The organism is Hydrogenovibrio sp. 3SP14C1, from assembly GCF_029625905.1.
In the GTDB taxonomy this organism is placed as follows: domain Bacteria; phylum Pseudomonadota; class Gammaproteobacteria; order Thiomicrospirales; family Thiomicrospiraceae; genus Hydrogenovibrio.
The window spans coordinates 131,235-153,056 of record NZ_JARTLM010000001.1; the positions used below are offsets into that span (position 1 = coordinate 131,235).

General features: G+C 42.3%; 20 protein-coding genes, 2 tRNA genes and 1 riboswitch. Of the genes, 14 read left to right on the forward strand and 8 right to left on the reverse strand.

The window, feature by feature from the left end; translation table 11 throughout:
• The first annotated feature begins 26 nt into the window (after positions 1 to 26).
• The 6 genes from P8629_RS00575 (at position 27) to P8629_RS00600 (ending at position 6,361) form a co-directional block, all read left to right on the forward strand.
• Entirely contained in the window at positions 27 to 890 is an 864-nt protein-coding gene (locus P8629_RS00575) for a YicC/YloC family endoribonuclease (RefSeq protein WP_278163480.1), read from the forward strand.
• Positions 891 to 1,082: 192 nt separating this feature from the next.
• Positions 1,083 to 1,292 (forward strand): hypothetical protein, encoded by a 210-nt coding sequence (locus P8629_RS00580; RefSeq protein WP_278163481.1) that lies wholly within the window; start codon positions 1,083 to 1,085, stop codon positions 1,290 to 1,292.
• A gap of 234 nt (positions 1,293 to 1,526) precedes the next feature.
• On the forward strand, positions 1,527 to 3,941 hold the full coding sequence (locus P8629_RS00585) for a penicillin-binding protein 1A (RefSeq protein ID WP_278163483.1): 2,415 nt from the start codon (positions 1,527 to 1,529) through the stop codon (positions 3,939 to 3,941).
• Positions 3,942 to 3,977: 36 nt separating this feature from the next.
• Positions 3,978 to 4,856: a fructosamine kinase family protein gene (locus P8629_RS00590; protein WP_278163485.1), complete on the forward strand. Its 879-nt coding sequence runs from the start codon at positions 3,978 to 3,980 to the stop codon at positions 4,854 to 4,856.
• Between the two features lie 69 nt (positions 4,857 to 4,925).
• Positions 4,926 to 5,573, forward strand: a complete 648-nt coding sequence (gene adk / locus P8629_RS00595; RefSeq protein WP_278163486.1) for an adenylate kinase — start codon at positions 4,926 to 4,928, stop codon at positions 5,571 to 5,573.
• A gap of 179 nt (positions 5,574 to 5,752) precedes the next feature.
• Positions 5,753 to 6,361, forward strand: a complete 609-nt coding sequence (locus tag P8629_RS00600) for an FMN-dependent NADH-azoreductase (RefSeq protein ID WP_278163487.1) — start codon at positions 5,753 to 5,755, stop codon at positions 6,359 to 6,361.
• Here P8629_RS00600 and mgtE read toward each other — a convergent pair.
• Positions 6,358 to 7,719, reverse strand: a complete 1,362-nt coding sequence (mgtE, locus tag P8629_RS00605; protein ID WP_278163489.1) for a magnesium transporter — start codon at positions 7,717 to 7,719, stop codon at positions 6,358 to 6,360. The genes P8629_RS00600 and mgtE overlap by 4 nt on opposite strands.
• A 332-nt stretch (positions 7,720 to 8,051) precedes the next feature.
• Here mgtE and rimK point away from each other — a divergent pair, with 332 nt between their 5' ends.
• Both rimK and P8629_RS00615 read left to right on the forward strand, forming a co-directional pair.
• Positions 8,052 to 8,957 (forward strand): 30S ribosomal protein S6--L-glutamate ligase, encoded by a 906-nt coding sequence (gene rimK / locus P8629_RS00610; RefSeq protein ID WP_278163490.1) that lies wholly within the window; start codon positions 8,052 to 8,054, stop codon positions 8,955 to 8,957.
• A gap of 28 nt (positions 8,958 to 8,985) precedes the next feature.
• Positions 8,986 to 10,050 (forward strand): succinylglutamate desuccinylase/aspartoacylase family protein, encoded by a 1,065-nt coding sequence (locus tag P8629_RS00615; protein WP_278163492.1) that lies wholly within the window; start codon positions 8,986 to 8,988, stop codon positions 10,048 to 10,050.
• Here the strand turns inward: P8629_RS00615 and P8629_RS00620 are convergent.
• Entirely contained in the window at positions 10,047 to 10,589 is a 543-nt protein-coding gene (locus tag P8629_RS00620; RefSeq protein ID WP_278163493.1) for an ATP-dependent zinc protease family protein, read from the reverse strand. The two genes, P8629_RS00615 and P8629_RS00620, sit on opposite strands and share 4 nt — an antisense overlap.
• Before the next feature lie 172 nt (positions 10,590 to 10,761).
• A riboswitch (TPP riboswitch) is annotated at positions 10,762 to 10,864 on the forward strand.
• Positions 10,865 to 10,924: 60 nt separating this feature from the next.
• On the opposite strand from P8629_RS00620, the gene P8629_RS00625 reads away from it, so the two are divergent.
• Genes P8629_RS00625 through pnuC form a run of 3 tightly spaced genes read left to right on the forward strand, consistent with a single transcriptional unit; the run spans position 10,925 to position 13,979 of the window.
• Positions 10,925 to 13,030 (forward strand): TonB-dependent receptor, encoded by a 2,106-nt coding sequence (locus tag P8629_RS00625; RefSeq protein ID WP_278163495.1) that lies wholly within the window; start codon positions 10,925 to 10,927, stop codon positions 13,028 to 13,030.
• 60 nt (positions 13,031 to 13,090) lie between these two features.
• Positions 13,091 to 13,366, forward strand: a complete 276-nt coding sequence (locus P8629_RS00630) for a hypothetical protein (RefSeq protein WP_278163497.1) — start codon at positions 13,091 to 13,093, stop codon at positions 13,364 to 13,366.
• Positions 13,353 to 13,979, forward strand: coding sequence for a nicotinamide riboside transporter PnuC (pnuC, locus tag P8629_RS00635; protein WP_278163499.1), 627 nt, complete (start codon positions 13,353 to 13,355; stop codon positions 13,977 to 13,979). The genes P8629_RS00630 and pnuC overlap by 14 nt, the downstream gene beginning before the upstream one ends.
• A 9-nt stretch (positions 13,980 to 13,988) precedes the next feature.
• Here the strand turns inward: pnuC and P8629_RS00640 are convergent, their stop codons facing one another.
• From P8629_RS00640 to P8629_RS00660, 5 genes are all read right to left on the reverse strand, one after another.
• Positions 13,989 to 14,885 carry a phosphotransferase gene (locus tag P8629_RS00640; RefSeq protein ID WP_278163501.1) on the reverse strand — a complete coding sequence of 299 codons (897 nt, stop codon included), beginning with the start codon at positions 14,883 to 14,885 and terminating at the stop codon, positions 13,989 to 13,991.
• 15 nt (positions 14,886 to 14,900) lie between these two features.
• Positions 14,901 to 17,750 (reverse strand): ATP-binding protein, encoded by a 2,850-nt coding sequence (locus P8629_RS00645; protein ID WP_278163502.1) that lies wholly within the window; start codon positions 17,748 to 17,750, stop codon positions 14,901 to 14,903.
• A gap of 46 nt (positions 17,751 to 17,796) precedes the next feature.
• Positions 17,797 to 18,180, reverse strand: a complete 384-nt coding sequence (locus tag P8629_RS00650; protein ID WP_278163504.1) for a DUF302 domain-containing protein — start codon at positions 18,178 to 18,180, stop codon at positions 17,797 to 17,799.
• A gap of 115 nt (positions 18,181 to 18,295) precedes the next feature.
• Positions 18,296 to 19,321 carry an AI-2E family transporter gene (locus tag P8629_RS00655; RefSeq protein WP_278163506.1) on the reverse strand — a complete coding sequence of 342 codons (1,026 nt, stop codon included), beginning with the start codon at positions 19,319 to 19,321 and terminating at the stop codon, positions 18,296 to 18,298.
• Between the two features lie 103 nt (positions 19,322 to 19,424).
• A complete protein-coding gene (locus P8629_RS00660; RefSeq protein WP_278163507.1) occupies positions 19,425 to 19,649 on the reverse strand; it encodes a ChaB family protein in 225 nt (74 codons plus the stop codon).
• Positions 19,650 to 19,756: 107 nt separating this feature from the next.
• Between P8629_RS00660 and P8629_RS00665 the strand changes: the two genes are divergently transcribed.
• From P8629_RS00665 to P8629_RS00675, 3 genes are all read left to right on the forward strand, one after another.
• Positions 19,757 to 19,832: transfer RNA gene (locus P8629_RS00665), tRNA-Phe, on the forward strand.
• A gap of 38 nt (positions 19,833 to 19,870) precedes the next feature.
• A tRNA-Leu gene (locus P8629_RS00670) sits at positions 19,871 to 19,954 on the forward strand.
• 177 nt (positions 19,955 to 20,131) lie between these two features.
• Positions 20,132 to 20,485, forward strand: coding sequence for a hypothetical protein (locus P8629_RS00675; protein ID WP_278163509.1), 354 nt, complete (start codon positions 20,132 to 20,134; stop codon positions 20,483 to 20,485).
• On the opposite strand, the gene P8629_RS00680 is transcribed toward P8629_RS00675, so the two are convergent.
• Positions 20,447 to 21,814, reverse strand: a complete 1,368-nt coding sequence (locus P8629_RS00680; RefSeq protein WP_278163511.1) for an MFS transporter — start codon at positions 21,812 to 21,814, stop codon at positions 20,447 to 20,449. The two genes, P8629_RS00675 and P8629_RS00680, sit on opposite strands and share 39 nt — an antisense overlap.
• Positions 21,815 to 21,822: the final 8 nt, after the last annotated feature.

The window sequence follows — 21,822 nt, forward strand, 5'->3', positions numbered from 1 at the left end:
CCTCACATATTCAGTAAGGAATTACCATGAAAAGTATGACTGCCTTTGCATTATCCAAACACTCTTTTGATTGGGGATCACTTACTTGGGAATTGCGTGCGGTCAATCAACGCTATCTGGAAATTCATTTAAGAATTCCAGACAGTATTAAGCCGCTGGAGATGGCGATTCGCGAACACCTCAAAAAACAGATTTCGCGTGGCAAGGTTGAAGCGACTCTTCGATTATCCATCACACAATCCGATGCAGAGTTCTGCTTGAATGAAGCCCTGCTAAAAGACCTGACTCAAGCCATTCAGACTGTCCAAATGGCACTGCCAGAAGCCACCCAAGTTAATCCTGTCGACTTGCTAAAATGGCCAGGCCTGCTGCAAAACCAAAATACTGAAACCAATGAAACCCTCAACAGCGACATCATAAATTCGCTGCAAACGGGGTTAAACGAGTTTAACCAAACCCGTTCGCGTGAAGGCGCGTCTCTTCAAAGAATCATTATCGAAAAAAGCCAAGCCATGAGAGCGTTGGTCACACAAGCACAGACATTATTGCCAGAAATACAAGCACATTTCGCTGAACAATTGAAACACCGTATCATCGATTTAACCGATTCGTTAGATGAAGTCCGCTATCATCAAGAAATCGCAATTCAAGCGCAAAAGATGGATGTAGCTGAAGAGCTGGATCGGCTCAACACGCATTTAGATGAAGTGGAAAGATTGGTACAAACGACAGGAGTTGTGGGGCGTCGTCTAGACTTTTTAATGCAAGAATTGAATCGTGAAGCCAATACGCTTGGATCCAAATCCATCGATAGCCGCACCGCTCAAATCAGTGTAGAATTAAAGGTACTGATTGAACAAATCCGTGAGCAAATTCAAAATATTGAATAATAAATCAAAGAGAGTGTCGTTAAACATTCCTTATTAGAGATGCCAAAACTTCTCACAACCGCTGCCTGATAGTTTTTCAGCTCATAAAGATTCTTTCTTGACCTCAATCAAGATTTTTATTTGAAATTTGACTATAAGCGCAGTATAGTTCGAAATGTTGTAAGGAATCACAACTTATCTGAGGAAAAAAAAATGAACAATTTTATGAAAATGCTTGGTGTGCTTGTGGTGACGGTTGTTATCCCACTGGCAGTGATATTAGGAATCTGGGCAGGTTATCTTCCAGAATCTCTACAAGTTGGTATCGGCATGTTTGGTGTCATCGCAGCAATCGCTGTTATCGTATTGGGTCATCTGTATATGATTTACAGTGACATCAAAACAAAGCGTTATTCAAAGTAATCTTTCGTTGAAAATACGTGCTTAAAAACCCGGCCTATGCCGGGTTTTTGCTTTCAATTCCAGCTATCTCTTTAGTCTTTAACGGTTTTCTCGTATAATCCTTTCCTAATTTAGCTAAAAAAAGCTTTTTTGATTTTCAAAAGAGATGCGATAATCAACTCTTGGTTTAAAACTAAGCTTAGATATTGATATAACAAAGATTCCTTACATCCTGAAACGGTAAAAAACGTAACCATGACCACTGACTCAAATCCTCAAGCGCCAGAAGATAACGAAACCCCTCCTAAGAAAAAACGCGGTAAATTTAAACGTTTTTTCTGGTTTTCAAGCCTACTCGGATTTATCGTTGTGCCTGCAGTGGTGGTTGCGGTCTATGTAATCACCATATACCCGACCCTGCCGGATGCCTCGGCATTAAAAGATGTCACATACCAGGTTCCTCTGAAAATCGTCACCCGGGATAATCAACTTATTACCGAAATCGGTACCAAAAAACGTATCCCGTTAGATTATTCCGAGATTCCAGAAAGAATGACGCAAGCCATTATTTCTTCGGAAGATGAAAGCTTTTTTGAACATGGCGGCGTGGACTACAAAGGGTTGGCTCGAGCCGTTTATGAACTGATCACCACCGGAAGCAAAAAGTCAGGGGGGTCGACCATCACCATGCAGGTGGCGCGAAACTTCTTTTTGACCAAGAAAAAAACCTATTTGCGTAAAGTGAACGAGATTGTTCTTTCCTATAAAATTGAACACCAAATCAGTAAACAGGAAATCTTAGCACTGTACCTAAACAAAATCTTTTTAGGCTACCGTTCTTATGGTGTGGCGGCAGCGGCTCAAACCTACTATGGCAAGTCGATTAACCAACTTTCTTTAGACGAATTTGCCATGATTGCCGGGTTGCCTAAAGCGCCTTCACGATACAACCCGATCTACAATCCGGAACGCGCAAAATTACGTCGTAACTATGTATTACGTCGAATGCATGAGAACCACTACATCACTCAAGAAGAGATGAATCAGGCGCAGAATGTCCCAGTTCATGCCAAATTAACTGGCGCTCAAATTGATATCGAAGCTGGCTATGTCGCTGAAATGGCGCGAAGCTTTGCGGTTGAACACTTTGGGGAAGATGCTTTAAAAAATGGATTGACGATTGTCACCACCCTTGACAGCCACCTTCAATCGGTCGCCAACCTGGCAGTTAGAAAAGGGTTGCAAGACTATGAAAGGCGTCATGGTTATAGAGGTCCGATCAAACACCTGGCTCCAACCTTACTGACCGATAACGAAAAATTATTGGAAACCTTAGATGACATTCCAAAATATGGCTTCCTTGAAGTTGGCGTAGTCACCAACGTCACGGAAGCAGATGCCACCGTCTTGATGGCAAACAATGAACAAGTCAGCCTCACTTTCGAAGACATGCGCTGGGCAGCACCTTATATTGATGAAAATAAAACCGGCCCTGACCCTGAAAGCGCTCTGGATGTCCTGACCGCTGGCGATGTGATTTTTTTACAAAACAAAGAGGATCATCGGCAGTTAGCACAAGATCCACAAACCGAATCCGCTTTGGTGTCTATTGACCCTAAAGATGGCAAAATCATCGCACTGGTTGGCGGGTTTGATTACTTTAGAAGTAAATTTAACCGCGTACTGCAAGCACAGCGCCAGGTGGGGTCTAACATCAAACCTTTCTTATACTCGAGTGCCTTGGAAACAGGCTTAACTGCTGCCAGCATCATCAATGATGCACCAGTGGTCTTTCATGACAGCGCGTTGGAAGATACTTGGCGCCCAGAAAACTACTCTGGGCGCTTCTATGGCCCAACTCGTTTGCGCCAAGCTTTAGCACATTCGCGAAACCTGGTCTCGATTCGATTATTGCGCCAAATCGGTATTCGTTATGCGGTCAATTATATGAAACGCTTCGGCTTTCCTAAAGACCAACTCAATGCACACCGTGACCTTTCGTTAGCATTAGGGTCAGTTCCATTGACCCCGATTCAAGTTGTACGAGGTTACGCTACTTTTGCGAATACCGGTTATCGTATTGAACCTTATCTGATTGATTCGGTTTTGGACTTTAATGGTGAAGCACTATATAAAGCGCAGCCTATCAAAGCATGTATATCGCAATGCTATGAAGGGGATCCGCTGAATGCTCCACGCGTGATTACGCCTCAGAATGCTTACATCATGACCTCGATGATGCAGGACGTTATCAATTATGGTTCGGGGCGTAAAGCAAAAGTGTTGGGGCGACAAGATATTGCTGGAAAAACTGGGACAACCAATGAGCAAAAAGATGCTTGGTTTTCTGGTTTCAACCCAGAAATTGCAACTACCGTTTGGGTCGGGTTTGATAAACCGAAAACGTTAGGGCGCTCCGAAGTTGGTGGGCGTGCCGCCTTACCGATTTGGATTGATTATATGCGAGAAGCATTAAAACCCTATCCAAATGCCCCTTTTCCATTACCGGAAGGACTGGTCAATGTTCCAATCGACCGTTCAACTGGCAAGGCAGTTCCGGCAGATACGCCCGGCGCATTCTTCGAAGTTTTCCGAGAATCTTTTGCGCCCAAAATCCCGGATATCTCGGAAAAACGCATGGAAGAAATCACGCAAGAACTATTTGAATAAACCGAGGGGTAAGACCACCCAGTAAAAGGAGAGACCATGAATTGGAATGCACTGGCAAACTCAATTTCACAACTCACCGAAACGCCTTTTCAAATAGAAAGCGCCGCCCCTGTCTCTGGGGGCGACATTCATAATGCCTATCGCTTGCACACTGCTCAAGGAAATTATTTTCTTAAAACCAACCACACCTCCAAAGCAGCGCTATTTGAAACGGAAGCAAACAGTTTAAAAGCCCTATCAGACACTTTTAGTATTACCGTCCCAAAAGTTATTGCAACCGGCGTTGAAAATGACCAGGCCTGGTTACTGTTAGAACATTTAGACCTGACTGGACAGGGGGATGATTTTCAGCGCGGCAAAGACCTGGCTTTACTTCATCACCAAGTCAATAAAACAAAACAGTTCGGTTGGTTTGAAGATAATTTTATTGGCCAAACCCGGCAACCAAATGATTGGGAATCAGACTGGGTTCGATTTTACGGTCAAAACCGTTTACAACCGCAATTAAATTTGGCGATTTCAAATCAGGCTCCCTATCGTTTAATGGATATGGGAATGCAACTGATTGAAAAACTACCTGATTTTTTTCAGACCTATCAGCCAGAAGCCTCCCCATTGCATGGTGACCTTTGGGGCGGAAACAGTGGTTTTATTCAAACGGGAGAAGCGGTATTTTATGACCCCGCCAGCTATTATGGGGACCGAGAAGCGGATCTTGCCATGACAGAATTGTTTGGTGGCTTTAGCCCAAAATTTTATGAGGGGTATCACTCGGTCTTTCCGCTGGATATGGGTTATGCTAACCGTAAAAGCCTCTACAATCTGTACCATGTACTCAATCACTTTAATTTGTTTGGCGGCCATTATGCCCACCAGTCTGAACGAATGATTCAAACGCTTTTGGATTCAGTTTGATAGAATAGCGCCAAAATTTTTATGATTCGTCTGATTTAATTTAAAACAAGAACTTAGCGAGAACTGACTATGAAATTTATTCTGTTAGGCGCCCCCGGGGCCGGCAAAGGAACGCAAGCACAATTTTTAACCAAAGAGTTCAACATCCCTCAAATCTCTACCGGTGATATGCTGCGTGCAGCAATCAAAGCTCAAACCCCAATGGGAAAAATGGCCAAAGAGTTTATGGATGCTGGCAAACTGGTGACGGATGAAATCATTATCGGCCTAGTTAAAGACCGTATTGCCGAACCGGACTGTGCTAATGGATTCTTGTTAGATGGTTTTCCAAGAACGGTACCTCAAGCGGATGCATTAAAAGGCGCTGGCGTTGAAATTGATGCCGTCATTGAAATTGACGTACCTGATTCTGAAATCGTTAACCGTATGGCCGGTCGTCGTGTCCACCCTGCATCAGGTCGCACGTATCACATCACTTACAACCCGCCAAAAGTTGAAAATAAAGACAACGAAACCGGGGATGACCTGATTCAACGAGAAGATGACAAAGCGGAAGTGGTTTTAGACCGTTTAAAAGTCTACCACGAGCAGACGGCTCCATTAATCGGTTATTACAAAGTAGAAGCTGAGAAAAATGACCAATTAAAATATATTCAAGTAGATGGCACTCAACCCATCGACACTGTTGAGAAATCCATTCTTTCCGCTTTAAAGTAAAAGCCGCTTCTGGCCATAGCGTGATTTCTCCTTGTTTAGACACGCTATGGCAAGCCTTGCTATTTTCCGCATCATTGTTGCTAAAACCGCAATAGTTTTTTGCCATTTCCTTTCTTTTTAAGAAAGATCAAATTCCTTACACTATTGATAATTTAGTTGATATTCAAAAGGAAAGCTACATGGCAACGGTTTTACGAATTGACAGCAGCGCGTTATCAAACGGTTCTCACTCAAAAGCATTGGCCGATTTTTTTCAAACCCAATGGTTAGAAAAACACCCGGCCGATACGTTTCAAACACTTGATTTAAGTCAGACACCTCCGCCTCACTTATCCGAAGCGACGATTGGCGCCATGTTTACACCGGTTGAAGAACGTTCTCAAGAACAAACGCAGCAATTGGCCTTATCCACTGACTATATCGAACAACTGAAACAAGCCGATGTCATTCTTATCAGCACGCCTATGTATAATTTTGGCATTCCATCCACGTTGAAAGCCTATTTAGACCACAGTTTACGCGTCGGGGAAACCTTTGTTTACACGGATAAAGGTCCCAAAGGGTTATTAGAAGGGAAAAAAGCCATTGTTATGGCGGCATCCGGTGGCGATTATTCACAGCCCCCTTTAGATTCACTGAACTTTGTCACGCCTTATTTAAAGACCGCATTGGGCTTTATCGGAATTGAAGACGTCACTCTTGTCGAGGCGCCAGGCATGGCTGGAGATGAAGCCTCTATCAATTCATCGATTGAGCAGGCAAAACAGGCTTTACGCGACTGTCTCTAAGTTAAAATCAATAGTGTCGCAAGCCCTAGGAAAGACATAAACCCGACCACATCGGTGACCGTCGTTAAAATGACTGCGCCAGATAAAGCTGGATCAATTTTCATTCGGCGTAACAATAACGGGATGGCAATACCGGACACATTGGCGACGGTCATATTAATGACAATGGCCAATGTAATCACCAGGCTCATCATCCAGTTTTCAAACCACAGCTGAGCCACGCCACCAACCACAAACGCCCAAACCAAGCCGTTTAAAGCGCCTACCCACAATTCTTTATTAAACAACCACCATCGGTTACTTCCCCCCACTTGACCCATTGCCAAACCACGAATAATCACTGTCAGGGTCTGACTTCCGGCAATACCGCCCATACTGGCCACCACCGGCATCAGAACAGCCAACGCCACCACTTGCGATAACACCGCTTCAAATTGCCCGATCACGTAGGACGCTAAAAAAGCCGTTGCCAGATTAATGCCCAACCAAATTCCTCGACTTTTGGCACTGGAAAGAATAGGAGCAAATAATTCTTCATCATCGCTCACTCTTGCCATACTTAATAAGGTGGTATCAGCATCCTCACGGGTAATTTCCATGATGTGATCGATGTTCAATTGCCCGACCAGAATCCCCTCCTGATTCACAACCGGCGCAAAACGGAGTTCTTTAGAGCGTAAAATCACCGCCGCATCATGAACATTCATCTCATCCAGCAATGACACCGATTGATGCATGAACTCAGATACTTGTGCTTCTTGGTTTTGTTTAACCAAATCAACCAGCCCTAAAGACCCCACTAACCGGTTGTCTTTATCAGTGACCATAAATTCCTGAGTTGTTTCGTCCAATAACCCCTTAATTCGGATATAACGCTGAACCGTTTCCAAGGTGACATCTTGTTTGATATTCACCGTATTCGGATCCATATAACGACCCACCATATTGTCATCATAAGCATGCAAGGCTTGAACTTGTTCACGCGTGCTGTCATCCAGCTTATCAATCACCGCCTCTTTGACTGATTCATTCACCGTATCCAGGATTTCGGCAATGTCTTGCGCCCCAAGGTCTTTTGTCAACTCCGAGACATCAGACAATGCCATTTCAGACATTAATACACTTCGAACATCATCACCAACCTCAGCCAGCACCTCCCCTTTCAAGTCATCAGGAACGCAAACCCAGATTTTTTCTCGATCGCTCGCGGGAAAAGACTCTAGTAACAATGCGATTTCAGTATCGGATAAGTCGACAAAAAAATCGCAAACGGCTGTTTGATCTTCTTGGGCTAATAACGCTTGCAGTTGGACAAGTTTTTCTTCTGAGGAAAATGGCTTTTCTTCATTCACAGTCATAACGTTCTCTTTTTTCGGGTGAGTGATTCACTTCTGACATTTTTAGCATGCGGAACCTACGGTTTGGCTCTCAATAGCCTATCCATTAAGGATGATAAGCATTTTATAACAGCCATTTTTCTGGGCCGCTCTCTTTATACCCTAATTACGTTGTAAACTAAAGTCATACTGCTTGGTTGCATCGCAAATAATTTGTGTTTTTTTACTTCCTTGACAAGAAATATCTTATAGTTAAAGTAATAGGTAGGTGTCATTAAATCTCATTGAGTTCTCTCAATAATTTCAACAAGATGCATACCTCACTGAAACGCCGAATTTAAAGAGAAATCCGTATGAAAATCGCTATCCTATCCCGTAATGCCAAGCTCTATTCAACCCGTCGTTTAATTGAAGCGGCTAAACAACGTGGTCATGAGGTCAGAGTCATTGATGCATTACGTTGCTATATGAACATTACGTCCAATCACCCTCAAGTACACTATAAAGGGGAAACTTTAGATGGATTTGATGCGATTATTCCAAGAATTGGTGCTTCAATTACGTTCTATGGCACAGCGGTCTTAAGACAGTTTGAAATGATGGGGGTTTACCCGCTCAATGAATCCGTCGCGATTTCCCGCTCTCGAGATAAACTCAGAAGTTTACAACTGTTGTCCCGCCGAGGCGTCGGTCTCCCTGTAACAGGATTCGCGCATTCACCTGATGATGTTAACGATTTGTTGCAGACTGTTGGTGGTGCCCCTGTGGTCATCAAGTTACTGGAAGGCACGCAAGGCGTTGGCGTGGTTTTAGCAGATACGCACTCAGCAGCGGAATCCGTTATCCAAGCATTCAATGGATTAAAAGCGAATATTCTAGTACAGGAATTTATAAAAGAAGCTCGGGGTGCGGATTTGCGCTGCTTCGTCATTGGGGGGAAAGTAGTTGCTTCCATGAAGCGTCAGGCGAAAGAAGGGGAATTTCGTTCAAATCTTCACCAAGGAGGCTCAGCTTCCTTGGTTCGTATCACGCCTGAAGAACGGGCTGCGGCGGCTAGAGCGGCTAAAATAATGGGGCTCAATGTCTGTGGGGTGGATTTGTTACGCTCCAACCATGGCCCGGTCGTAATGGAGGTCAACTCTTCTCCCGGTATTGAAGGAATTGAAATGGCAACGCAAAAAGATATTGCAGGACAAATCATTACTTTTATTGAAAAAAATGCTAAACCCTTTCACACCAAAACGCGTGGCAAAGGGTAACCTCTAAAGGGCTATTAGGAAGCATCTGATGAAAAAAATTGCAAACCGTCCGATTAAAATCGGACCGGAAACCATTAATCCTGGTGAACGTAAAACGGTCGACTTACAAGTCGGAAAGCTCTATACCCACGGCGAACTCAATATGCCGGTGCAAGTGATTAATGGCAAACAAAAAGGGCCCACTTTGTTTGTCAGTGCTGCGATTCATGGTGATGAACTGAATGGGGTTGAGATTATTCGGCGTTTGATGAAAGTGAAATCCCTTAATCGCTTAAAAGGCACGTTAATTGCCGTTCCGATTGTTAACTTACACGGATTCATTAACCAAAACCGTTATCTCCCTGACCGTCGCGACCTCAACCGAAGTTTTCCCGGCTCATCCAAAGGCTCTTTAGCCGGGCGAATGGCGAATTTATTTTTAAAAGAAATCGTTGCGCAATGCTCTCATGGTATTGACTTGCACACTGGTGCCATCAACCGAACCAACTTACCTCAAATCCGAGCCGACCTGGAGAACCCTGAAACTCTGGAAATGGCAACCGCATTTGGTGCGCCGTTAATGATGAATGCCGCTCTTCGGCCAGGCTCTCTACGCGTTTCAGCGGTCAAAAAAGGCATCCCAATCCTGCTTTACGAAGCAGGGGAAGCACTTCGCTTTGACGAGTTCAGCATTCGTGCTGGGGTCAACGGCATTTTAAACGTGATGAAATCGTTAGATATGATTGCAAAAGGTCGTTCCAAAAAAGTCCCAATCAAGCCGATGATCGCTCGTTCGAGTTACTGGATTCGCGCACCGCACAGTGGTATTTTCCGGTCATTAGTCAACGATGGAGATCGTGTCCAAAAAGATAAAACGGTGTTAGGTGTCGTATCAGATCCATTTGGTGAAGCCGAATTTGAAATTTATGCCAATGCCAATGGCATTGTGATTGGTCAAATGGTGATGCCATTAGTGAATGAAGGAGATGCGTTATACCATATTGCCCAGTTCGCCCGTACCGACTTAGCGGAAGAGCGTGTTGAGTCTTTTTCTGAGGATATTCATGGAGAAGACACTCTGCCTTACGATAATGAGGGGATTCCGTCTATTTAAGAAGCTTTGCTGTTTTTGGAACCGCACTCTGGTTTCGTTAGAAACTGTTGATGAGGGTTAATCAAAAAAGTTCCTTCCATCGCGGAACGCCCGATTAACATCGGATAAGAAAAATGCCCTCGATCGACCAAATTAACCGGCACGGTCGTTAAACGTCCTGCCAAACATATCGGCATTTCAACCACTTCTCTGGCTTGAGTACCATTCACTTTGGTTTTGATATAAGCAATACGGGTGACCGGTCTCTGAATCGCAACCCCGCCCTGTGTCCTAAATTGCACCCAGGCCTGGTCGTTTTTGGTAAACCGATGAATCGCTACCGCATGTAAAGAAGAGTTGTCAGCCCCAGAATCCACTTTCGCTTTTAGCGTCAAGTTGTATTCAGGAATCGCAACTTTTTCAACCCAGCCCATCACAACAGGGCTATTATCCGCCTGAACATTTAATCCACACACTGCTAAAAAAAGAACAGCACTGTACTTTTTTAAATGCGACATCAATTTCATTCTATTCTTTTCTTCAAAGCTTACAGAGTTCATAACCTACCTCTTATGCAAGATGCAACATTAACGACAGTTCTTATAGTTTTATTTTAATACAAATTCAAACTAAGCAACCTTAAGAAATCCTTTATTTTTTCAATTAGTTAAAGTTGTTTTTGTGTATTGTTCATTTTTACTCTATAATCCCCGCTCTTTATCGAATATTTGAAATATCGCCGAGGGGTGGCCGTAATGGCCTGAGATCCTAAATTGGGAACCCTTATAACCTGATCCAGTTAATACTGGCGTAGGAACAGGCTGCAACTCGACTTTGTCTTCTTCAAAGTACCGACCTGCCCTGTCCTTTTTGGTTAACTAAAAAGGAATTGACCATGAACTCAAAAACACTTTTTAAACCTTTTGCTTATTTAACCGCCCCAACGTTATTATTGAGCCTACTCCATAGTCCATATGCTTTATCAGACGACACCGTTGTGCTGGCCCCCGTCAAAGTAGAAGCCGATTTGAGACAATCTGATGCTGAAGATATGCCGGTAAGCGTTACCGTCATTAACTCAGCCGAATTACAGGATGCTGGCGCAGCCCATACTGATGATGTGCTATTGAGTGCACCAAATGTCAATGTATCAAACCAGAATGCTCGTATCAAACACATACAGGTGCGCGGCATGGGCGAACGAGAAGAATATACTGGTGCTCCAAATGCCAGTGTCGGCCTCGCGATTGACGATATTGATTTCAGCGGACTCGGCGGCATTGGCAGTTTATTTGATGTAAAACAGGTCGAAATTTTACGCGGCCCACAAAATACCCGTTATGGACAAAGCGCCATTGGCGGGTTGGTTAACATTCAAAGCAATGACCCAACGCCTTACCGTGAAAGCTTAATCGAAACCAGTCTAGGACAATACGGCCATAAAGAGCTCGGATTAATGACTAGTGGCCCCGTCAGCGACAAAAAAGACGCAACCCAATACCGTATTGCTGTATTCAAGCATCAAAGCGATGGCTTCTATAAAAATGCGACATTGAATCGCAAAGACACCAATTCCAAGGATGAATTGACATTACGCGGCAAACTACGCGTTTTTGCAACTGACAATACCACGATTGATTTAACCTTGTTACATGCTGACTTTATTGATGGCTATGATGCTTGGTCACGAGATAACACTTTCACAACTCGCTCTAACCAACCTGGAAATGATAACCAGCTTTCCAATGCGGCTGCGATGAAAGTGACTTATGAGGGGAACAAAGCATATAACTTGATTTCCACCACTAGCCTATCGAATACTGATGCGCTTTATAACTTTGATGGTGACTGGGTAGCAAAAACAGGCCAGTTTTATGAAACTCAAAAACACCGTCGCCATATATCCCAAGACTTACGATTCCAATCAAAAGAATCTGCGCGCATTTTTAATGATTCAACCGATTGGTTGATCGGTGCATATTTCTCGAATATGAATGAAAGCAACCATGCTGATAACTATTGGGATCAGACCTATTATGCCAGCAAAACTGAACTGATTGACAGCGACTTTAACCACCAAAAACTGGCCGCTTATTCACAACTTGACCAACACGTAAACCAAAAGCAAACCCTAACGTATGGCCTACGGATTGAGCATAATCAACAAACTTTTGATCAAACCAAAAAAAATTATAATAACAATACTTTAACCGATGATTTCTCACCCACTGAAACCCTTTGGGGTGGATCAATTCACTATAAGTATCGTTATAATCCGAACCAGATGGCCTTTGCTGGTGTTACCCGAGGCTATAAAGCAGGCGGGTTTAATGCCGGAAGCGGTTCTTCTGCCAATGTCACTTATGATGCGGAAACCTTGTTGAATTATGAAATCGGGCTAAAATCAAACTATCTGAACAACCGGTTACAAACGGCGACCACGTTTTTTTATATGGACCGACAGAACCCTCAATTTGCTGGCAGCGCTGACAATGGAGGAGAATGGATTTTCTACACAGAAAACCTTGATGCAGCACAGAATTATGGCCTAGAAACCTCATTTGATTGGCAAGCGACCTATGCTTGGCAGTTTTTCGGTTCGTTAGGATTACTATTTACCGATGTAGAAGGCACCCCCGTCAACAGCGCCTTTGAAATGTCTGGCCGCGATCAAGCCCATGCCCCGAACTATCAATTCCATTTAGGCACCCAGTATCGTGCAAACAATGGTTTTTTTGCTCGTACCGAAGTACGGGGCATGGACAGTTACTACTTTGATAATGTGAATGATGGCAAAACAGGAGCTTACCAAATCCTTAATGCGCGTATTGGGTACGAAGCAAAAGATTGGGAAGTCTATGCATGGGGTAACAACTTAACCGATGAGCGTTATGCAACCCGAGGCTTTAAGTTTGATCATGGTGACGGGGCAGGTGTAAAAGAGTACATCCATTTAGGCGACCCTCGCCAATTTGGCGCAACGGTTAGAGTACACTTTTAAGGGGTTCAAAAAAATGGCCAGGCCTGGCCATTTTTAACGGTTTATAACCAAGGAGTTTCTATGCTAGCATCTATTGAAATCAGTATGTACCCGTTACAGGAGCAATATTGCCAACCGATTTTAAACTTTATTGCGTCGCTGGAAAAACACGATGAAATCCGTATTAAAAAAAATGCCATGAGCACACAGATTTTTGGCGACTATCGTATCTTAATGGCCGCATTGACTGAAGACATTGAACAGGTGTTACAAAAAAACCCAAAAACCATTTTTGTTTTAAAGCTACTGGGTACGGACCGATCAAAAGCGGATATTGAGCACTGTGGAGACCACTAATCTTTTTTCTGACATCCTGGCATCTATCTTAGCCTTGTCGGGCTGGGAAGCGCTTGCAACGCTCCTCGGCATGGGATATATCCTCTTCGCGATAAAACAATCAGTTTGGGCGTGGCCTTGTGCTTTTTTCAGCACGTTTATCTACACATTGCTTTTTTGGAATGGACAACTCCCACTTCAGTCTATTCTCAATGCCTATTATCTGGTCATGGCTATTTATGGTTTCTGGCTTTGGCGAAAACCTTCCCAGTCCAGCGAAGCCATTCATGTTCACAACAAGCCTATCGCTTTTCATCTTGGCTTTTTAGCCATCGGGGCAACCCTAACCATCGCAATCGGGTTTTATCTGCAACAAGGTGATTATTCACGTGCACCCTTTTTAGATGCGGGTGTCATGATTTTTTCCGTGATGAATACTTACCTAATGGCTCGAAAGGTATTGGAAAACTGGCTTTATTGGCTTGTGATCAACAGTGCTGCCATTATTTTGTACTGGCAAAGTGGGTTTTATTTTACGATTTTGATGTTCATATTGTATTTCGGATTAGCCATTGTAGGCTATCGAGCTTGGCGTCAAGAATTACCAACACCTATGCCACACACGACAAAATAACACACATTTTCAGTTAAAAAGCCGTGGCTGATCACGCCAGGCCTGGTAGTTTTTTTCGCCCAGCACATTCATTAAAAACAGCATCATTCTATATACAGCTCTGACATCAGAAATCGCAGGAATCGGGTGATGTCGCGCATATTCAACGCAGAACACCTGAGCTTGTTCTGGTGTCAGTAAAAACTCCAGCAATACCCAGTCTAACTCAACCGGACCAAATACCAGTGCATCCAAATCAGTTAACGCGGTTAAACGTCCATCCAATTGCAAAAACTGATCCCATCTTAAATCCGGCATAATCACGCCAAATGAAGCCGATTGAAAGTGCTCATCTATTTGAGAAATAAGTGCGTCTTTTTCAGAAGAACTCAATACTGGTCGATCCGTTAACCACTGGTTCAGTTGTTGTTTTAAGTAAAGCGGCCAGTGCATTTGTTTTTTCGGGTCGTTAGCAATATAACCAAAATGATCGGACCGAATTTGATGCAATTTTGCGAGGTGTTCGGCCAACTGCCGAACCATATGAGAAGTGACCTGCGGTGTCTGTACAGCTTGACCGGACAAAAGGTCAGTTTTGATCGCCCAAATACCCTTTGATGGCACAATCAAAGTTTCCAATAAAGTTGGAATATCAAGGGGTGAAGACTGTGCAATTAAAGGATAAAGCGATTCAAAAGACGACACCTGTTGTTTTAAATCAATTCCAAAAAAACGTTCCATGCCTTGCCAAAAGTCAGAGCCATTCGTAGACTGCGAATTTAACGCTTTAATAATCTCTTTTCCATGAGGCGCTTCGTGCAAAAAAATATGATGACTGCTATCTTCATACAAGCTAGGAATCAGTTTAAATGACCGGGGGTCAACCTGAGCAAAATAAGATTTTAACGCATCAATAACTGACGGCATGACGAGCTCTCAACCCTATTCTTTTGTTTCAACTTGCGAGAGATAATATTCTACAACGCTTAAAAAATTCTCAACATCTAACGGTTTGGTTAAATAGTCATCAAAACCAGCCTGTTTTGCACGCCGAATATCGTGCGACATGGCATTCGCCGTAATCGCCACCACTGGCACATCACGGATATCGTCATCTTTCTTGAGCACCTCTAACACTTCATAACCATTCATCCCTGGCATATTAATATCCAACAGAATCAAATGCGGTTTGTTCGCTTTTGCCAGTTCAATCCCTAGCTTAGGTTCATGCGCGGTAATTAAATTGGTATAGTCCCGCTTGGCCAAAACATGCGACACCAGTTTTAAGTTCGCGGGATTATCTTCAATATACAGAATGGTTTTATTCTGGCCATCAAGCTGGTCAGATTGTGATTGCGAATCCGGGTCGAAACTGGCTTCAAATGGGTGACAAGAGTCAATATACAACTCAATAAAGAAATTGCTTCCTTTTGGGGTATTGGATTCATAACCAATCTTCCCACCCATCAACTCAATTAACGTTTTAGTGATGGAAAGCCCCACACCAGTCCCTTCAATACCGCCGCCTTCTTGCCCAAGACGATTAAAAGGCTGGAACAGCTCAGCTTGCTTATCCGTCGGTATGCCAAGGCCACTATCTTTTACAGAAATTCTAAGAGTCTCTGCTGATAGTGGTTCACATTCCACCCAGACTTGCCCATAATCATCATTGTACTTCACAGCATTTGATAACAAGTTCAATAAAACCTGTTTAAGACGCACACGATCAGCACGAACATACCGTTCGTTCAGTTCAGGGATATCCAGTGTAATACCTTTATTCTCAGCGACAGGGAGCATCAAGTTACGACATTCTTCCAGTAATTCTTTTAGGCCAACCGACTCAATCGATAAATCGATATTTCCCGATTCAATTTTAGCCAAATCAAGTACATCATTGATTAAATCTAGTAAATGGTTACCTGCTTTAACAATCTCGTAGATACTGTCTTTTTGATCAGCTGTCAGGTTGTCTTCCATATCCAATAACTGAGCAAACCCTAACACCGCATTCAAAGGCGTTCTTAACTCATGACTCATGCTGGATAGAAATTGAGATTTGGCTTGGCTGGCTTTTTCAGCTTCATTACGTTCTTTTAAAATCTCTTCATGCATTTGCTCTTGCTGAGCCAGCATCCGTTTAACGTAAATTAATGCTCCATAGTTCTGCGTAAAGGATGCTAAAAAATCGACTATTTCGTCATCATAGCCTTCTGGACGGTTTGCTAGCCCGTACATTCCAACCAGTTTTGAGCCGTAAAATACCGGCACCCCTAAAAATGCATCTAAGTCAGGGTGCTCTTCCGGTAGCCCACCACTTCTAGGATCATTAGCCGGCTTGTTGCTAATCACCACTTTCTCTGTGCGGATGGCGCTGCCGAATAAGGTATTCATGTTTTTGAATTCCAAACCATCCGGCGCATTTTCATCATAAAACTTTCGCGTTTCTTCATTCCAAGCAATGTTGGTTAAGGCATGTGTTTTCAAATAAGACTGATTATCTTCATCTTTTAACACCTCTCCAATAAAGCCATATTCACTATTGGTGAGTTTTAAAATTCGGCCCAGTAAATAATCCGTTACTTCAGGGAGGTCTTTATAAACCATAAATAAGTTAGTCGCTTTCCAAAGCGTTTCCAGCAGTTCTTTTTGCTTTTTCAATTTATGTTCAATATGCATGCTACTGGTAATGTCTCGGATGATAATCGTGAATCCATCCTGATCGGAATCCTTAATGGGACCTATCGCAGCTTCAATCGGAAAAATACCGCCATTTTTATGCTGACCTTTTACGCGACCATCTTGTCCCATTAAATTCGTATCATTGAAGCTATTTGCATTCAAATTATGAATAATTTCGGTATGGTATTTACGGTATGCGCGAGGGATTAACATCGTGACATTGTTGCCAATCAATTCGACGGACGAATACCCGAACAGTTTTTCCATTGCAGGATTTACTTCCATGATATTGCCGTCTTTATCTGTTTTTAAAATACCATCTGGCGCCGCATGGAGAATGCTTTTTAGATCTGCTAACGAATTTTGAAGTTCATTTTTTGCTTCGGTTAACTGATGTGTGCGAGATTTTACTTCCTGTTCAAGCTCAACCGTATAAGACTGCAATCGGCGTTTGGAATAACTGACCAAAGAAATCACGAGAATACTGATCGCCAGGATCAAAATAATGACTAACCAAATTTGGTGTTTGAAATTTTCATTTCTTTTGGCTTTTTGAGCGAGATGTTCCTGTTGTAACCTTTCAATAGAGTGGCCGACCAACAAATGAAATGAAGAAAGTAAGCCATCCGCATAATCTTGCGTTGGAATAACTTCGGTATAAAGAACCTCTTTGGCTTCTTCAACTGCGCCAAAATCAAGTAATAAACTTTGATAATAGAACTGCTTTGGCAACCCTTTTTCAAGAATTTGGTTATGCTCAACCAAGATTCTTAACTCTTCTTTTTGACTGGCTAATTGCCGTATACGAGCGCTTTCTTCAACAATTTTATGCCGTAGTTGAGAAATTCTATTGAAGATTTCTCGCTGCTCGTTTTCATCTTTATGAACGACGGCATCTTTCAGCAACAATTTTAACTGTGTTCGAAGATCATAAATTTTCGTTAGGGTTTCCAGCTTATTACGCTCGATGGCAAGCTGCCCCCAACTTTTCATTTCTTGTTGATTACCTTGATCAAAAACCTGATAAAGCCCATAAACCGCAAGCAGTGTTGCCGAAAAAGCAATGACCAAAGGCCATTCATAGAACTTTAAAAGTGTTTTTTTAATCATCTATTCAAATCAATTATTCAATATTTATGCTCAACGAACGTACCGTTTATTTTGCTTCATCAATCATCGAGATGACTTTTTGTTCAACTTCTTTTGCGATGGATTGCAAGGCATCATCATCAGACAAAGTGGCTAGCATTTTCGCCGGCTCAATCATTCCGATTTTAGTTTGACCCTTTTCGGTATACACTGAAATACGACAAGGCAAAGCCATATTTAAACGCATATCAATTCCCATGACCTCAGCTGCTTTAACAGGGTTACACACTTCAAACACTTGACAGTCTTCAGCGAACTCAAGGCCTTTGCTTCGTAAGGTTTTGCCCAAATCATGAACATAAAGTACACCAAATTGATGATTCTTCACCGCAGCATCTAGATCTTTACCTGCTTGTTCAAACGACTTGTTGGTTTCAACGATGTAATACATATTGCTTCCCTTATATTTTTAAAAACTCAGCTTTATTGAACTGGTTTTTTAGATGAATATCAAAAATATCTCTTCAGATTTTACAGTAGTCAGACGATTTTTTATTAGCGAAAAACTACTCTGGCACTTTATTTCCCAATAAAACCGCTATGGCTCGAGTATCTTCCTTCTGAAAGAGGGCAATTTGGACAACCATTGTTAGAGGGATTGATAAAATCATTCCGACCGGACCAAACATCCACCCCCAAATCATTATCGACAAAAACACCACCAGAGGAGATAACCCAAATTTAAACCCCATCAATCTAGGTTCGATTAAATTTCCAAGTACAACATTAATAACAATAAACCCACTCATTACCATAAACGCATCAAAAAGGCCTACATTTATCAATGCTAAGAAAACAGGTGGAACCGCTGAAACCAATGAACCGATATTCGGAATATAGTTCATCAGCATAGCTAAAACCCCCCACAAATAAGGAAAATCGATATCTAAAAACATCAATAAAAGGGTCACGAGCACCCCTGTCATAAAACTCACTACGGTTTTAATGAGAATATACTTATTCACCTGCTTAAAATACTCAGAAATGGCATGAAGCTTATATTCAGAATTCGGCCAAGCCGCGTGAAACTTCCGAGTGAGGGTACTTTCTTCCATCAATAAGAAAATCGTAATAAACAAAACGAGGAAAGTGTTCATTAAAAAAACACCGATACCCGCTAAAGCCTCTGCCATAAATTGAATGATTGATTCAGGGCTAAAGTGCTCTTTCAACGTGGGCTCAAAAAAAGGAAAAGACCAATATTTAAATAACGGTGATAATTCAACCAATAAATCATTAACGCCATTCGCGTAATCAGGAAGATTATTACTAAATACTTCTACAGAGTTGCTCAACATCAAAAAAAACAACATTAACAACGCAACCCATATACTAAGCATCAACATTATGGCTAACCAGCTAGGAACCGAATGACGTTCCATGAGTCGAATAAAAGGGACGGAAAGGATAGAGATAAAAATCGCCAACAAAATAGGCACGACAATACTTTCTGCTATTTTCAACGCTGTTAAAATGATAATTACAGACGCCATGCCAACCAGCCAGGATAACCCTTTATTCTTACTTACCATTCAAACGCCTTCTTACGCTAAATAAAGAACCCTCATTTTAACCGAAACCAATGATAAATTTAAAAAACCAACCTTTTTGCTATGAAATAAAGGGGTTTTGAAACTATTTTTCAACCCATTCATCCCCTGATTTTTGATATTTCTGCTTTACCGCAGCCCATGCAACTTTATGGGCAACTTCCTCACGACTTTCATCGCCTTGACGATCTTTGGGATCTTTATACTCCTCCCAGGCATTATTAAAGGCTGCTCGATAGATATCTTGAGCATGATCAGGTAAATGGGCTTGCACAGCATCAGGTAAATCACGTTTTGATGAGTATGGCATAAGACATTCCCTCCGGTTTTGATGAAAAACAAAATCAAACTTAATAAATTTAAAATAAAATTTGACAGCTTCAGCGCCTCTCTATACAATACGCCGAATCAAAATAAGGCCACATAGCTCAGTCGGTAGAGCAAAGGATTGAAAATCCTTGTGTCCCTGGTTCGATTCCAGGTGTGGCCACCACATTATTTTAAAATGTTTTTTTCTAAAACATTTTATACGCGGGAGTGGTGGAATTGGTAGACACGCCAGATTTAGGTTCTGGTGCCATTGGTGTGAGAGTTCGAGTCTCTCCTTCCGCACCACATCATTAAGCCCAGGTTTTTACCTGGGCTTTTTTATTTCTATTCTCATGATTTAACCTCCTCAATTCAACCTTTTTCAGAGTCATTCAAGCATTAATAGACAAAGTTTGTGATAAAGTTATCAAAAGACAAGTCGATTAACTGACTGATAATACTGTTTTATCGGAATCTATGACAATGGCTAAAAGAACGTTTAAAACTGAACTCGATATAGAGAAAATCGATTGGATGTTACAACTTCCTACCGAGCAACGCTCTAAAGAGCTAAAGCAGTGTGACTTAAACTCGCTTGCCAAGGCGATGTCGACGTTCCATTCTAGCAAAGTCACAAAGATCGCCAATGCACTCTCGCCAACACTGGCACAAGAATTTATTCGAACCGTTAAAATGCATAAAGGTGAGATTCCTTTTCCTAAAAAAAGCGCTCCCAAAACCAAAACCGTCATCAAGTATCGGTATGGACTTCCTATACTTGCCAGCATTATCTTATTATTAACAATCTTTTTTATTGACCATTTGATGCCTAAATAGGGCCCATAACAAGGTAGAAGTTCTTAAACAGTTCCCTCTTTCTCGACTAACTAAATAAAAACTCACGACCTTTAACAATATTGGGGCGACTGCATAAAAGAACCACAAAGTATTAATTGCCAGCTGATCACCTTGTTTGAGACCGAGCCATTCCAGCAGTGGCAGAGCAATCCCGACAGCTAAAGCCAGCGCCATTTTGGTTAGCATTCCCCAAACACCAAATAGAATGCCACTGATCTCATCTCTCTCTTCTGAAAGTTTTTGAACAATATCCGCCTGAATGGAAGACGGCAGAGCAATATCGGCTCCGAGACTCATGCCTGTCAGCACGCAAATAATTAAATAACCATAAAAATCACCTGCAGACACAGCAAAAATGCCGATAAACCCGATAATGGCAAATGCCATGGAACATTGCCAAGCAGCATACTTACCTATTTTTTTAGACAGCCAGAACCAAACAGGCAAAACCAACATACCGGATAAGAAATACACCATTAAAAACAGACCGGCATATTCTTCTAAAAGTAACGCATGTGACACAAATAGCAAAAACAAGGTTGCGGGAAAGGCATTTCCCAAACTATTCAAAAAATAAGCAGGCATCACAGAGAAGCTCCAGCGTTGATCTCGCCAAAGTTTTTTCAAGACAGATGATTTCAATGAGGGAGAAAACGACTTTGTTCTTTGATCGACATACGGCTTTACTTGAAGCACTTGAGCGATTAAAGCCAAAATAATCCCGAAAAAGACAAGCAACCAAATCCAGTCAAATACAAACGGGTCAGTCGGCGCGACAGACAACACAAAAGGCAGGCTTAAAGCTAACACCACGCCCAAAATACTAAACCCTTCTCTAAAAAGGGTTAGGCGTGTTTTTTCATGTGCATCAGGCGTTATTTCCGCTGCTAATGCCTGATAAGGCACAGCTACCAGCGTCCAGCCTAAGAAAGTAATAAAACTCCAAAAAGTGATATAGAGCATCGGTGATTGTGACAAGAGAGATTCATCTGGAAAAAATAACGCGTCGAGTCCGATTAATAAAATCATAGCCCCCACAAACATTTGCCAGACTTTTGAAATCCCTTGTGTGGCAAACTTATCTGACAACCTGCCGATGATGGGATCCGTGAGCATGTCTAACAACCGGGTGACCATTAACGCCAATCCAACCGCGGTTAAGCTCACTCCCCAGTTTTCAAAAAAATATGACGGCAAATATAAATACAAAGGAATGCCAAGCAAGGCAAGTGAAAACCCCATCCAGCCGTAAGCAACATCGACTGAAAGGGGTAACGAAGATTGGTTTTGAGCGGGTGATTGTTTCATCCGTTAAC

Bases quoted from the DNA above. Each gene is read 5' to 3' on its own strand.
- P8629_RS00575 (WP_278163480.1), top strand. From the start codon at position 27: ATGAAAAGTATGACTGCCTTTGCATTATCCAAACACTCTTTTGATTGG.
- P8629_RS00580 (WP_278163481.1), top strand. From the start codon at position 1,083: ATGAACAATTTTATGAAAATGCTTGGTGTGCTTGTGGTGACGGTTGTT.
- P8629_RS00585 (WP_278163483.1), top strand. From the start codon at position 1,527: ATGACCACTGACTCAAATCCTCAAGCGCCAGAAGATAACGAAACCCCT.
- P8629_RS00590 (WP_278163485.1), top strand. From the start codon at position 3,978: ATGAATTGGAATGCACTGGCAAACTCAATTTCACAACTCACCGAAACG.
- adk (WP_278163486.1), top strand. From the start codon at position 4,926: ATGAAATTTATTCTGTTAGGCGCCCCCGGGGCCGGCAAAGGAACGCAA.
- P8629_RS00600 (WP_278163487.1), top strand. From the start codon at position 5,753: ATGGCAACGGTTTTACGAATTGACAGCAGCGCGTTATCAAACGGTTCT.
- mgtE (WP_278163489.1), bottom strand. From the start codon at position 7,719: ATGACTGTGAATGAAGAAAAGCCATTTTCCTCAGAAGAAAAACTTGTC.
- rimK (WP_278163490.1), top strand. From the start codon at position 8,052: ATGAAAATCGCTATCCTATCCCGTAATGCCAAGCTCTATTCAACCCGT.
- P8629_RS00615 (WP_278163492.1), top strand. From the start codon at position 8,986: ATGAAAAAAATTGCAAACCGTCCGATTAAAATCGGACCGGAAACCATT.
- P8629_RS00620 (WP_278163493.1), bottom strand. From the start codon at position 10,589: ATGAACTCTGTAAGCTTTGAAGAAAAGAATAGAATGAAATTGATGTCG.
- P8629_RS00625 (WP_278163495.1), top strand. From the start codon at position 10,925: ATGAACTCAAAAACACTTTTTAAACCTTTTGCTTATTTAACCGCCCCA.
- P8629_RS00630 (WP_278163497.1), top strand. From the start codon at position 13,091: ATGCTAGCATCTATTGAAATCAGTATGTACCCGTTACAGGAGCAATAT.
- P8629_RS00640 (WP_278163501.1), bottom strand. From the start codon at position 14,885: ATGCCGTCAGTTATTGATGCGTTAAAATCTTATTTTGCTCAGGTTGAC.
- P8629_RS00645 (WP_278163502.1), bottom strand. From the start codon at position 17,750: ATGATTAAAAAAACACTTTTAAAGTTCTATGAATGGCCTTTGGTCATT.
- P8629_RS00650 (WP_278163504.1), bottom strand. From the start codon at position 18,180: ATGTATTACATCGTTGAAACCAACAAGTCGTTTGAACAAGCAGGTAAA.
- P8629_RS00655 (WP_278163506.1), bottom strand. From the start codon at position 19,321: ATGGTAAGTAAGAATAAAGGGTTATCCTGGCTGGTTGGCATGGCGTCT.
- P8629_RS00660 (WP_278163507.1), bottom strand. From the start codon at position 19,649: ATGCCATACTCATCAAAACGTGATTTACCTGATGCTGTGCAAGCCCAT.
- P8629_RS00675 (WP_278163509.1), top strand. From the start codon at position 20,132: ATGGCTAAAAGAACGTTTAAAACTGAACTCGATATAGAGAAAATCGAT.
- P8629_RS00680 (WP_278163511.1), bottom strand. From the start codon at position 21,814: ATGAAACAATCACCCGCTCAAAACCAATCTTCGTTACCCCTTTCAGTC.